Below are 13,324 nucleotides of genomic sequence, written 5' to 3'. Positions count from 1 at the left end.
TAATTTATCGTTTCAATGCAAAATGATTGGTAAATAAGCGTCCATCTTGAAGTTTTACTTTAAACCAATAATCACTTGTTGGCATTATTTCTCCATTAAATGTACCATCCCAACCAACACTTAAAGGATCTAGTTCTTTTAATAATTTCCCATAACGATCAAATATTAATACGGAAGAATTCTCTTGAAAAAGAGAAGATATCCCTTTTACTTGCCAATAATCATTGTCATCATCGTTATTTGGAGTAAAAAACTTAGGGAATCCAATAACAGAAACTAAGGCATCTGTGACTCCACAATTATTTTTATCTTTAATGTATACTGTATAAAGTCCAGGTTCTACATTTTCAAAAGTAGAAGCGTTTTGATAGGGGCCATTACTATCATCTAAAGCATACTCATAATCTCCTTCTCCACTAACAAAAACGGTGATGGTGTTATTTTGAGTGGCATCTACTACTTCAATATTCGTGACAGTGGCAACATTAGAAGGCAGAACAGTTATAGTTCTATCTTTAAAACAGCCGTTTGTATTAGAAACTCTTACTGTATAAGTTCCTGGCGCATTAACATCTATAGTTGAAGTATCTTCTCCTGTTGACCATTCATAATAATAGTTATTAGGGATATCATCAATGAGACCACCATTGAGCGTTATCGTTTCTGGAAAAAAGTTAAGACAATACTGTGTTTCAAATGTAGTTTCGATATTTGGTAATTTTAAAACAGTCAATTCTATTTCGCTAATGCCATAACATGCATTGGTATTTTCTACACGTCCATAAATGGTTTGATTATAAGGTATGGTATTAGTGAAATCTGCAGCAATAGAATTGGTTTCTAATAGCGCATCTTCATAAGTTTCATAATAGACCAAAACAAAATCGTCAATCGTATTTGGAAAAATAGTGCTAACTACAGTACCGAGATTAAACTCCATAAATCCATCCTCAGTGCCGTCCGTATCACATAACTGAATACTAACATTGTTCGTCGATGTTGTACTAACTTCTAATGAAATTTCACTAAAATTAACACAGCTAGTGCTAACGTTGGTGACTCTGGCATATATGATTTGTGGATTGAAAAAATTATCGAAAGAACTACCATCAATAGCGTTTTCTTGATTTTCAGCATCAAGTTGAGAGAGGTAATATTCTATAGTAGAGTTTGGTTCTCCTTCTGTAATGTCATTAGCCGCTTGAGTGATGTTAAACGTTGTAAAACCTTCAGGTATACCATCTTCATCACATTGTATAAGCGATATATTATTAGCTATTGGTTTGGGATCAACATTAATATTGAAAGACGTGAAACCAATACAACCAGAATCCAAATCTTGAATTCTTACAATTATTTCAGTTGGAGTAGGTGCAGTGTTTCTATAGCTTAACGATAAAGGAGAGGTTGATGCCTCTGCGGTTGCTTGATTTAAATAATAGCTAATATCATAATTGACACCTACAATACCATCTATAATTTCTAGTGATTTAGTATTAAAGTCAAAAGTTGAAATACCATTTTGGTCATCTCCATCTATATCATCGTCACAAATGTTATAATCTGTAGGTTCATTAAAATTGGTGAGTGCTGAAACATTAATATCCACATCATTAATAATAAAACAACCTGTTGTTGCGTTTTCGACTCTAATATATACCGTTTCATTACTTGCTGTGTTGTTAAAAATATTCCCTAATGCATCTACGCTAATATTGGCATCACTTTCAGACGTATGATACGTTACTATGACATCTGATTCTCCATTAATAATATCTTGCGATAAATTAGTAAAGTCAAATTCAGTAATATTATCATCAAAAGGAGCTGTGGAATCGCAAACATCTATACTAGGTAAACTTGTTGATATTGTGTTTGCTGTTATCGGATTTGATGGTGCTTCTGGAAATGTAGCAGTACCTGTCCATTCTAATGAAAAGGGACTATTACCAATAGGCCTATCAATAACAATAAAATAGCTTTCGCCTGCTAACACGTCAATTTCACTTACAAAACTATCTCCAGCAGCACCTGGTCCTTCTGATGTTTCTGTAGATGTAGCGTTTAATCCTGTTCTATTATTGCCTTGATTGGCAGCGGCGGGATTCGTTGTAGAACAGCGAATGGCTTGTCCAATATTTCCACAGCTTACATTAGGTCCAAAAACGAAGAAGTCATAATCTTCACTGATGTTAGAACTGCTCGGGGACAAAGTAAAAGCTAAAGTACCAGCAGTGGCAATATTAACTTCTAGCCAAATACTATTGTTTTCTTGACTTCCGCAGGTATTGGAGTTATTTAATTCTTGCGAACCAATACCATTGACATTTAAACTAAAATCAGAATTTCCACAAACCGTAACTGCAAATTGGCAATCATTGGGTTGTTGGGCATAAACCAGAGAGCAACAAAAAATACAACATAGTAATATTATAGATTTTGTAAAAAGATTAGGGGAATTCATCATCGTTTTAATGTAAAGTGATTTGTGTATGTGCGTCCGTCTTCTAAGGTGACTTTAAACCAGTAATCGCTAGTTGGCATTTTTTCGCCATTAAAAGTGCCATCCCATCCCGAACTTAATGGATTGAGCGCTATAAGTAGTTTTCCATATCTATCGAAAATATAAACTTTTGAATTGGCTTGAAATTGTTCAGAGACACCATAAACTTGCCAGTAATCGTTTACTTCATCGCTATTTGGAGTGAAAAACTTAGGGAAACCAATAACCGAGACTAAATCGTCTATGATACCACAATTGTTTTTATCGCGAATATATACTGTATATATTCCGGGTTGTAGATTATTAAAGGTATTCTCATCTTGGTAAGGACCGTTATTATCATCTAGAGCATATTCGTAATCTCCTTCACCACTCACAATTACAGAAATAGAATTGTTTTGTGAAGCATCAACGACTTCAACTTGCGTAATCGTTGCGATGTTAGATGGAGAAACTATAATAGTTCGGTCTTTAAAACAACCATTAGTGTTAGAGATGCGAACAGTGTAGGTTCCTGGTGTATTTATTTCTATTTCAGTAGTATTTTCCCCAGTGGACCATTCATAATAATAGTTGCTCGGAGAATCGTCGATGACACCTCCATTTAAAACGATAGTCTCTGGAGAGAAATTTAGACAATAAATCGTTTCAAATTCAGTCTCTATGTTTGGTAAATTAAAAACAGTTAATTCTATTTCGCTTATACCATAACAAGCATTAGCATTTTCTACACGAGCATATATAGTTTGCTGATTGGGAGTGGTATTGGTATATGTTGAGCCAACCGGATTGTTTTCTAATAATGCATCTTCATAAGTTTCATAATAGACTACATCTAACCCTAAAGGAGAATTGGCTAAAACAGTTGCGTTAGCATCAGTAAGATTAAAAGTCATAAATCCATCTTCTGTGTCGTCTGTATCACATAATGATAAACTGGCATTGTTTGAAGAGGTGGTGCTAACTTCTAAAGTGATTTCACTAAAGTTGTCACAGTCAGAATTTGTATTTGTAACTCTTGCATAAACGGTTTGAGGGTTGGTATAGTTCTCAAAAGCATCAGCACTTAATGGATTTTCGTTGTTTTCGGCATCGGTTTGAGAACTGTAAAAATCAACACTCGTATTTAGTATGCCGCCTGTGATGTCACTAATACTTTCATTTAGGTTAAACGTTGTGAAACCTTCAGGTATACCATCTTCATCACATTGAATAATAGAAATAGCATTAGCCACAGGAATTGGATTAATACGCACATTAAAGCTTTCTGTTATAAAGCAATCCGTATTTAACGCATTTTCAACTCTAACAAAAATAGTTTCGTTAACCGCTGATGTATTGGTATAGGTAAGAGGTAGAGCATTTGCATTCATTTCTGCATCATCTTGTGAACCGTGGAATGTAATATTGATTTCTGTTTGATCACCGCTGATGCTAGGCATTAAATCTCCAAGTTCAATAGTTGCAATGCCGTCCATAACATCACCAACATTATCACAAAACTCAATTGTATTCAATTCGGAAATTTGAGGTGTATTAAATACTTCAATTTCAAACGAATTTATAGCAAAACAATTGGTATTATTAGAATTATCTACACGAGCAAATATGGTTTGTGGATTAGCCGTGTTTACAAATGGGAACATCAACATGTTTTCATTAGATTCTGCGTCTTCAAGCGTTTCATAATAACTGACATTATATTGCAAAGGATCTTGGTTTAATAACACTTCCGAATTTTTATTTGTAAAATCGAAGCGCGTAAACCCGTCGTTATCTATAACATCACAAACAGTAACGTCCGTAAGTGGATGTGCTTCAGGAATTTCAAAAACACCTACAACAGCACTACCTTCAATTGGGCATTCACCATTATTAGGTTCAATATAGACTTCGTAAAAACCAGGTGTATCAATCACTAATTGGGATGAGGTTTCTGCCAATGGCACTCCATCAAAAGACCATACGTAATCTGCACCTACAATGTCATCGGCTTGTAACGTGTAAGTGTCATTTGTACATAGTTTTAATTCGGAAGTACTAATACCATTTCTAATAATGTCTGTTTCAGAATTAAATAAAGATTGAATAAATGGGGGCAAACCAATTCTACTAATATTTTGATTTAGACCATTAATATCTAGTAATATACCTTGTTCTTCGTAATTTACAGCTAACCCGTCTGCTTCAGGATTATTAATAACACCTAAGTATTTTGAAATTGTAGGATGACCATTATAACTAAGATTTGCTCTATAAATACGTCTGTCAATACCCAACTGTAATGCTCCTGCAGTAACATTATTTGAAGAGTGAATTGTTTGTTGCGAATTAAGGATATCTATACTTTCTAAATCCCATTGTAATATCTGGCTGGTTCCATCTCCAGAAGCACCTTCGCTTAAGGTAGCATATACTTTTTTGCTTTCTGCCGAAAATTCTACACCATATGGACTATTCCCATTTTGCGAACTGTAAAGTTCTAAAGGATTAGTAACTGTTCCTGTTTCATTATTAAAATCATATAAAAAAACATTACCAGGAGCATTACCACCTGCGAGTGTCGCTTCACCAAAGTTGGCAGCAACGAGTTTAGAAGCATCTGGTGATGTTTTAATGTAACCTAAAGAATTTCGTCTGAAGCCTTCAATAGGGATATAAGGTCCCACTTGAGAGATTATGGGTGTGGATTGGACTCCATTAGTGTCAATTTTAAACGCGTAAAATTTATCGCCAAAGTGTGTTATTACCCAAAACGATGAGCAATCTTCAGCACGAACTGCCGTAATTTTTTCTGAACTTTTATATTGAATTTCAATAGGAATGTTAGGATCGTAGGTTACTAAATGTATGTTTTTTTCTGAAACATCCACATCTCCCAAACCACCATTTAAGGTCATGTCTATTAAGGTGTAGTTGAAACCATTGTTAAAACCATCATCATCTTGTGGTACAGTTGTACCTTCAACATAAGGTCCTGGAAATTGATTTGGGTAGGTGCTAGCATTATTCTGATGTGGTTCATCTACGGTAAAAATATAATACTTATTCGGATCTTCGGGTTTCGGAACAATAAGACCAGATGATGTGCTTGATGGATCGCCTAAAAGTCCGGTGCCACCAAAATAATTACCATTAGCCATGATTTGGTGATTTCGATTCCAAACGGTTCGTCCATCAGAATAAAACAATAAATTTCCGTCTGAATCTGCAATGGAGGTGCAGCCTTCTAAAGTTCTTATTTGTCCATTAGTAATTGCGGTTACAGTTCCTGTTTCGGCATTAAATTGCAGACCAGCGTTTTGCCCAAAATACCAAAATGAAGCTTCACTTTGTGCATAAAAATGGGTACTGGTTAATAATATGAATAAAATTAAAAAGATTCTTTTCATAAAAGCTTAATGTGGACAATCACATTAGGCACACAAGATAACAACTAGAACATAAAAAATCCCAAGTTTTAACATTGTATGATTGTAAAGCAATTTTTACAAATCTATTATAAATCTCTCTTTTTTAATAATTGATAAGATAAAAAGACAAATAATGCTGTCCAACCTAAAACGATAGCAATCTCATACCAATGTACGGCGTAGTCGTATATAATATCCGTTTTTTCAGGAAATTTTGTCATTACAATACGTTGGATAGGTTGATTGATAAGGTTGTACATAGATTCTAATGGTAAGAAGCCTTTGACTTTAAATGCCATTTCTACAGTTCCTGATATATAAATGGCAGCCCAAAATATTATCCATTCCAAGATGTAAAGCACCACTAAAAATGCTAAAGCAAATGCAGAACGTTTTACCAGCATACCAAAAAATAAACACAGACTGAAGAAGCCAACGAGTTTTACAAAATAAGCTAGTAAAAATTCAACTTCTCTAAAAATAATAGTGGCTTCAGTATAACTTGAATAGTACATTCCAATCACAAACGTCGCAATGCCAATAAGTAGCGTAGCACATAAAGAGAAAAATACAATAGTATAGAATTTAGAAAGTACAAATTCCTTCTTGCTTAAACCATCTATTAGGTTCTGTTTTAAAGTTTTGTTACTGTATTCATTACCAATCATACTGACGACAACGATAGCAAAAAAGAACTTAAAATAGGAAGCGAAAAAGGTGGTGATATGCCAAATAATTGGAAAATTAAAAATGCCGAGTTCACCTAATTCGAGTGTGAAAAATCCGAAAAAATTTATTTTAATCGAAGATAAAATTAGTACCGTAAACGGTAAGATAAAGGATATGAAAATTAAAACAACACTGACTTTATTAAGCCAAAGTTTTTGAAATTCTATTTTTATAAGACGTAACATATGTGGTTGGTTTTGCGCACTCTCTTTTGAGAATTATGCTGTTTTTTGATTGATTTATTGGTTGTCTGTTAACTGTAAGAATTGCTCTTCTAAACTTTCTTTACGTTTTACTAAATGAGATAATAAAATACCCTTGTCAAACATTAATTTATTAAATTCTGAAGCCGACATAGGTTCGTTTAAAAAAGCAGTAATTAATTCGCCTTCAACTTTTACTTTACCAATATTTGAATGTAACTCTAATAGTCCTATAAGTTCGTCATGTTTTTCAGCCTTTAATTCAAAGAAACCATGACTGCTAATCATTTCATCTACGCGACCTGCATATAATTTTTCTCCTTTACGTAAAACCACTACATGTGAGCATACTTTTTCAACTTCATCCAAAAGGTGAGAAGCCAAAAGAATAGTCGTCCCATTCGCAGCAATATCTTTTATAATTTGTCGTATTTGATGAATGCCTTGTGGATCTAATCCATTAGTTGGCTCATCTAAAATTAAAATTTCTGGATCGTTGAGTAGGGCAGAAGCAATGGCTAAACGCTGTTTCATTCCTAAAGAAAACGTTCTGAATTTATGATCTTTTCTGTCTAGCAATCCGACGACAGCTAGTTTTTCGTCAATTTTACTTTGATCAACTCCTTTTATGCGACAAACTAATTTTAGATTTTGTTCAGCCGTCATATATGGATAAAAATTTGGACGCTCTATGATAGCCCCAACTTGCTTTAAGGCATCATGGGTTGAGGTATTACCGTCAAACCAATGAAAATCTCCCTGCGTTTTGTTCACCACATTTAAAACGATACCCAAAGTTGTGGATTTACCACTTCCGTTAGGGCCTAAAATGCCGTAGACATTGCCTTTATTAATAGTGAAACTTAAATCTTTTACGGCTGTGAGATAACCGAATTTCTTTGTGAGATTATTGATGGTAAGGATTGGTTCCAAAATGATTGGTTTTTAAGATGCTGAAGTAACTTCAGCAAAGTTGGTTATGTGTATAAGACGATTGATGCTTTTATTTGTTACAAGAATTTATATTTTATGATAACTTAGGAATCGGAATTGAGTGATTTAAATCGCTCCAATAGCTTTAAAAGATAAGTTTAATCAAATTTAAAAGTAACCTTTTTTATATTCATTTTAAAACCCTTAAATTTATCACATGAGTGAGGATTTAAAAATATCAAAACGAAAACCAACATACCCTATTTCTAAAAAATTAGATACGTATTTATCTAAATATAGAAGAAATATAGATTTACCTATTTTTTATTCGGATTTACTCCGGTTTCAAGGTTCTGTTGTTGTTTATGATAAAGATGATGTTGATACGCTATGGGTACGTGTGTATTACAATGGTTTTGAGCGTGAAGAAATTGATATTAGTTTAAAACAAGTGTACTCAAATTTAATTTCTGATGGAGGAACCAGTATTTTAAAGTACCTTAGTGTAGATGCGATTGATTTTTGCACGTTTGGAAATTCTAAACCCTTCAGAATAAAAGTGAGGAACATTCTCAATGATAATTTCACTTATTTTTACGTTAAAACAGCGGATGCTTCAAGGGTTTATGGATTGGAACTTGAGCAAATGTTATCACCATATCAAATCAATTTTTTGGTTTGTAAGGATACGTTGATTGAAGAACATATTGCCGGTATTCCCGGAGATGAGTTTATAAAGAATATGTTGCCAGATTGTAGTTCGTCTGAAAAAGCGCAAATAGCCAAAGAGTTTGTAAAGTTTAATGAACGTTGTTTAATTCGGCTTTTAGGTGATATGCGTTCTTATAACTATGTGATTGTTCCAACACACGATTTTGATCATGTGGTTTTTAAAATTAGAGCTATTGATTTTGATCAGCAATCTTATGAAGGCAATCTAAAGATTTACAGACCACAATTTTTTAAAGAGAACTTTAAGATGGTAGAATTGGTACGTGAAAAAATTCAACACGAATCCATAGATCAGTATAAAATTGAAGAACGCTCTATTGTTGCCAAACGAATGATTAGTTACCGCTCGCGATTAAAAGCTTTATTAAATTGTATGGAAGCGGACGAAATATCTATCCCAAAGCATATTGAAATACTTAAAGAAGATATCTATAATTATACCATGGATTTAAACTTTAGAAAGAGTAAAAACATGGGTGAAGTGCTTAAATATGCTCTTGACTTTGTAAAGCGGAATTATGAGGATGTTAATTTAAACCGATTTAGTTAATTCCAATTCTCATCAAAATTTAAATTATCGTAGTCGTCTAAATCTAAATCATCATCAAATTCATTATAGTCGTCATCGTCTTCTTCAGCTTCAAAAGTTTTTTCAGGAGCTTCATCAGGAATTTGACCGTGAACAAACATTAGATTAGGGTAGTCTGTGCCTTCTGCTTCTTCAACAATTTCACCTAACTCAACATAAAATGTCCACATGTTCATAAAATCGTAAAGATAGATGAGACGTGTAGATGCTTCATGGATAATAGAGTTTAGAACGGTTTCGTTCATCATCTTTACTTCATTGCCAGCTTCGCTCATGTCCATCATAGCGATTTCTTCACCTTGGTTCCATTGATCGTCGCTTACATAAAATGATGCCATTTCCATACCATCAAACCCAAAAGATTGGGTTATAGTATTATGTAAATCTTCCATCGTGTCAGTTTCGCGGATTTCTATATCACGGAACACATCATCTTCGGTATCGTTATCTAGTATAACTCTAAATCTATAAATCATGCTGCAAAGTTAAGGGATTTTTTAATTATTTAGTGAAGCGATGTAAGGTAAATGTCATAGCACTTAATAAAATAAATGCTCCAACTTGATGTAAAACACCTAACCAAACCGGAACAGCGAATATTAAGGTTAATACTCCTAATAAAAATTGAATACCAACCATTATAAGAAGACTGTTAATACCTTTAGTTTGCCATGTGGTTAATGCCATTCGCTTTGCTTTATACCAAATGGCTAGAATAAAGATCACAACGACATAGGCCAATGTTCTATGTACAAACTGAACACCACTTTTACCTTCTAGAAAGTTAAGATATACGGGGTTTTGTTCGATATAAACGGTTTCATGTATCCATTTGCCTTCACTCATTAATGGCCAATGATTATGAATCCATCCTGCATCTAAACCAGCTACAAAAGCACCATATATAATTTGAAGGATAAGAACGGCTAAACCAATCCTGATAAAATTTCTAAATTTCTTATCGATGACTTTTTTCTCAGGAAACATTAAATCTAAAGCCACCCAAAAGGTGTAAGCAAAGGTTAAAAATGCTGTGGTTAAATGCGCTGCTAACCTAAAATGACTCACATTAGGCTCATCTACTAATCCAGATTTTACCATATACCAGCCTAAAAATCCTTGAAAGCCTCCTAAAACAAGTAGGATTATAGATTTTTTAATAGTGGATTTTGAAAGTCGTTTTTTAATTAAAAAGTAAATAAATGGAATGATAAAGACCAACCCAATAAATCGACCGATCACTCTGTGAATCCATTCCCAAAAGTATATATCTTTAAATTCTTCTAAACCAAAGTGATTATGGAGTTTTTGATATTCAGGATATTGTTTGTAAAGTTCAAAAGCTTCATTCCATTCTACCTCATTCATTGGTGGAATAGTTCCTGAAATTAACTTATAGTTCGATATAGATAAGCCTGAATGCGTTAGCCTAGTGATACCGCCAACAATGACCATAATGAATATTAAAATACAACCTGTAAGTAGCCAATAGATGACTGCCTTATTTTCTTTTTTTACTTTCAAAGTTTCAAAGTTTTAAAGTTTCAAAGTTTCAAAGTTTAGCCTTTGATTTTTCTGATGAAACTGGTTAACATTCTTTTCAATCTCTCTTGTGTCTGTATAAAGTTTATTGAAACTAACTTCATTTAAAAAGTTTAAATTGTAAGAAATTTCTAATTGCGATTGCAGTTCAAATAAGGAGCTTAGCGCAATGTTTAAAAATCTTAAGTAATCTTTCTTTCCATCTCTTCCATAGCCTTCAGCGATGTTACTTGGTATTGAGGTTGCTGATCTTTTGATTTGAGATGTTAAAGCGTACAATTCATCAGGAGGAAAAACTTTAACTTCAGAATAAATTTCCGTTACCAAAGCCATTGACTTTTGCCAAACTAAAAGTTGACGATAAGTATGGTCGTTTTTCATCTTTGTTACTTTGAATCTTTGCTGCTTTTTAACTCAGCTCGCAATCCTAATGCCTTTCCCTTTTCTAACATCAACTCAAAAGCCGCTTCATATTCATTTGGAATCTCCCCTTCTAAAATCGCTTCTTTTATCGCTTCTTTAATCATCCCGATTTCTCTTGAAGGTTTTAAGTTGAAGGTTTTCATAATTTCTTCACCTGAAACCGGAGGTTGAAAATTACGAACTTGATCGCGTTCTTCAACTTCAACAATTTTATCTCTTACCTTTTGGAAATTGTTATGGTACTTCTTGAATTTCTTTGGATTCTTAGTGGTGATATCTGCTTCACAAAGCGTCATTAAATCTTCAACATAGTCGCCAGCATCAAATACCAAACGTCTTACAGCTGAATCTGTAACTTCGGAAGCCAAAACAATTGGTCGCGAACTCATAAATACCATTTTCTGAACAAATTTCATTTTGTCATTCAATGGCATTTTTAAACGCTTAAAGAGTTTATAAACCATTTTAGACCCTACAAATTCGTGCGCATGAAACGTCCAACCAATTTTTTTATGAAATTTCTTAGTTGGTGCTTTTCCAATATCGTGTAATAATGCCGCCCAGCGCAACCAAAGATTATCTGTATTTTTAGCTATATTATCTACGACTTCTAAGGTGTGGTAAAAATTATCTTTGTGGCTTTGGCCTTCAATTTCATCAATGCCTTTAAGGGCTGTTAATTCAGGAAGTATAAAATCTAATAAGCCTGTTTTTTCTAAATGAATAAAACCAATTGAAGGTGTTTCGCTCTCCAAAATTTTATTTAATTCAACAACAATACGTTCTTTGGTAATAATCTTAATTCGCTCTTTGTTATCGGTAATTGCTTTAAGTGAGGCTTCTTCAATTTCAAAATTGAGTTGTGTTGCAAAACGGATAGCACGCATCATTCGCAATGGATCATCGCTATATGTAATATCGGGATTTAAGGGTGTGCGAATTATGCCTTTGTCTAAATCGTTTAGTCCATTAAACGGATCTAAAAGTTCGCCGAAGTTATGTTTATTCAAGCTTAAGGCTAAGGCGTTTATCGTAAAATCACGACGATTTTGATCGTCTTCAAGCGTACCATTTTCAACAATAGGATTTCTACTGTCTTCGTTATAACTTTCTTTTCTCGCTCCAACAAATTCAATTTCAATATCTTCATAACGCAACATAGCAGTTCCGTAGGTTTTAAAAACTTGAACTTTCGGTTGGTTTGGTAAATTTTTTGCGACTTGTTTTGCTAATTCAATTCCACTTCCAACGGCAACTACATCAATATCTTTCGCTTCTCCACGCTCTAAAAGATAGTCGCGTACAAAGCCACCAATAACGTAACTTTCTACCTGCAATTCTTCAGCAGATTGTGTGATGTATTTAAAAATATTGAGTTTTAATGCTTGTTTGTGATTCATAAGATATTGGAAACTACAGCTGGTCTTCGTTTTAATTGAAAAATGGCTGTATTTTTTAGCTGCGCAAAGATACGACACCTAGCTAATCTTTTAAAATGAATAATGCCCTTTTTTAGATGGAACATTATTACTTGGGAACCAAAACAATGAACTAAAATTTAAGGTGTTTTATATCCTCTTGTGCTTTTTCAAAATCTTCGGGTTTTCCAATATCTAACCAATAGTCTAAAATCGGATAATTGACAATTTTTTTGTGCTTTGCTAACAAGACTTCTATTAAATCCGTAGCGTCAAAAAAGGTGTTTTCTGGAATAAATTCGAAACATTCTTTTTTAAACATATAAATTCCAGCATTTGAATAATAGGTATAAGACGGTTTCTCTTTTAAATCGGTAACAAAGCCTGCTTTGGTTTCTACGACACCATGCGGAATATCTACTTTATAAGGTATCGTCGCAATTAAGGCATCACCACCTTTTGAAAGAAAATCATTAAAAAGGGCTTCAAAATTTACATTAGTAAGTAAATCGGCATTCATTACTAATATGTATTCATTTTTAAAATTTTCTATAAGTTTTAACGCGCCAATAGTTCCTAAAGATTTCGATTCTTTAATATAATTAAAATCAATTTGATGCTCGTTATTTTCTTCAAAATAGGAGACAATTTGTTGACTTAAATAATTAGTAGAAATGTTTATGTGTTTTATTCCGTAAGATGCTAAACGATCTGTGCTGTATTCAATTATTGGTTTGTCACCTATTTTTAAAAGGGGTTTTGGAGTGTTTTTGGTTAATGGCATTAAGCGTTCACCTTTCCCACCAGCCATAATTACAACATCTATTTTGTTATGCATC

10 protein-coding genes are annotated in these 13,324 nt (G+C 33.5%); 1 reads left to right on the top strand and 9 read right to left on the bottom strand.

All coding sequences use genetic code 11. The annotated features are described in order from the left end of the window. Window positions 1–4: 4 nt before the first annotated feature. From BLT80_RS11510 to BLT80_RS11495, 4 genes are all read right to left on the bottom strand, one after another. Complete coding sequence (locus BLT80_RS11510) at window positions 5–2,467, bottom strand: T9SS type B sorting domain-containing protein (RefSeq protein ID WP_092468110.1); 2,463 nt, start codon at window positions 2,465–2,467, stop codon at window positions 5–7. Then, a complete protein-coding gene (locus tag BLT80_RS11505) occupies window positions 2,464–5,895 on the bottom strand; it encodes a T9SS type B sorting domain-containing protein (protein ID WP_092468108.1) in 3,432 nt (1,143 codons plus the stop codon). The genes BLT80_RS11510 and BLT80_RS11505 overlap by 4 nt, the downstream gene beginning before the upstream one ends. Before the next feature lie 107 nt (window positions 5,896–6,002). Then, complete coding sequence (locus tag BLT80_RS11500; protein WP_092468106.1) at window positions 6,003–6,830, bottom strand: ABC transporter permease; 828 nt, start codon at window positions 6,828–6,830, stop codon at window positions 6,003–6,005. Window positions 6,831–6,884: 54 nt separating this feature from the next. Then, window positions 6,885–7,781 carry an ABC transporter ATP-binding protein gene (locus BLT80_RS11495; protein WP_092468104.1) on the bottom strand — a complete coding sequence of 299 codons (897 nt, stop codon included), beginning with the start codon at window positions 7,779–7,781 and terminating at the stop codon, window positions 6,885–6,887. 217 nt (window positions 7,782–7,998) lie between these two features. Here BLT80_RS11495 and BLT80_RS11490 point away from each other — a divergent pair, with 217 nt between their 5' ends. Then, entirely contained in the window at window positions 7,999–9,063 is a 1,065-nt protein-coding gene (locus tag BLT80_RS11490) for a hypothetical protein (RefSeq protein ID WP_092468102.1), read from the top strand. Here BLT80_RS11490 and BLT80_RS11485 read toward each other — a convergent pair. From BLT80_RS11485 to BLT80_RS11465, 5 genes are all read right to left on the bottom strand, one after another. Next, a complete protein-coding gene (locus tag BLT80_RS11485) occupies window positions 9,060–9,578 on the bottom strand; it encodes an IS1096 element passenger TnpR family protein (protein ID WP_092468100.1) in 519 nt (172 codons plus the stop codon). The two genes, BLT80_RS11490 and BLT80_RS11485, sit on opposite strands and share 4 nt — an antisense overlap. Before the next feature lie 25 nt (window positions 9,579–9,603). After that, complete coding sequence (locus tag BLT80_RS11480) at window positions 9,604–10,626, bottom strand: COX15/CtaA family protein (protein ID WP_092468098.1); 1,023 nt, start codon at window positions 10,624–10,626, stop codon at window positions 9,604–9,606. A 12-nt stretch (window positions 10,627–10,638) separates the two neighbouring features. Next, window positions 10,639–11,025: a four helix bundle protein gene (locus BLT80_RS11475; RefSeq protein WP_092468096.1), complete on the bottom strand. Its 387-nt coding sequence runs from the start codon at window positions 11,023–11,025 to the stop codon at window positions 10,639–10,641. A gap of 5 nt (window positions 11,026–11,030) precedes the next feature. After that, the gene (locus BLT80_RS11470) at window positions 11,031–12,467 is read right to left on the bottom strand and encodes a CCA tRNA nucleotidyltransferase (RefSeq protein WP_092468094.1); all 1,437 of its coding nucleotides are present in this window, start codon (window positions 12,465–12,467) and stop codon (window positions 11,031–11,033) included. A 151-nt stretch (window positions 12,468–12,618) separates the two neighbouring features. Next, a complete protein-coding gene (locus BLT80_RS11465; protein ID WP_092468092.1) occupies window positions 12,619–13,323 on the bottom strand; it encodes a nucleotidyltransferase family protein in 705 nt (234 codons plus the stop codon). Window position 13,324: the final 1 nt, after the last annotated feature.

It is taken from the genome of Winogradskyella thalassocola (assembly GCF_900099995.1).
Lineage (GTDB): Bacteria > Bacteroidota > Bacteroidia > Flavobacteriales > Flavobacteriaceae > Winogradskyella > Winogradskyella thalassocola.
Note: the sequence above shows the minus strand (reverse complement) of the source record. Positions and strands in the feature narration are given on the sequence as shown.

What these genes read in the sequence shown, in the direction of transcription:
- BLT80_RS11505 (WP_092468108.1), bottom strand. Translation starts at nt 5,895, where the DNA reads ATGAAAAGAATCTTTTTAATTTTATTCATATTATTAACCAGTACCCAT.
- BLT80_RS11485 (WP_092468100.1), bottom strand. Translation starts at nt 9,578, where the DNA reads ATGATTTATAGATTTAGAGTTATACTAGATAACGATACCGAAGATGAT.
- BLT80_RS11465 (WP_092468092.1), bottom strand. Translation starts at nt 13,323, where the DNA reads ATGCATAACAAAATAGATGTTGTAATTATGGCTGGTGGGAAAGGTGAA.
- BLT80_RS11500 (WP_092468106.1), bottom strand. Translation starts at nt 6,830, where the DNA reads ATGTTACGTCTTATAAAAATAGAATTTCAAAAACTTTGGCTTAATAAA.
- BLT80_RS11470 (WP_092468094.1), bottom strand. Translation starts at nt 12,467, where the DNA reads ATGAATCACAAACAAGCATTAAAACTCAATATTTTTAAATACATCACA.
- BLT80_RS11490 (WP_092468102.1), top strand. Translation starts at nt 7,999, where the DNA reads ATGAGTGAGGATTTAAAAATATCAAAACGAAAACCAACATACCCTATT.
- BLT80_RS11510 (WP_092468110.1), bottom strand. Translation starts at nt 2,467, where the DNA reads ATGATGAATTCCCCTAATCTTTTTACAAAATCTATAATATTACTATGT.
- BLT80_RS11475 (WP_092468096.1), bottom strand. Translation starts at nt 11,025, where the DNA reads ATGAAAAACGACCATACTTATCGTCAACTTTTAGTTTGGCAAAAGTCA.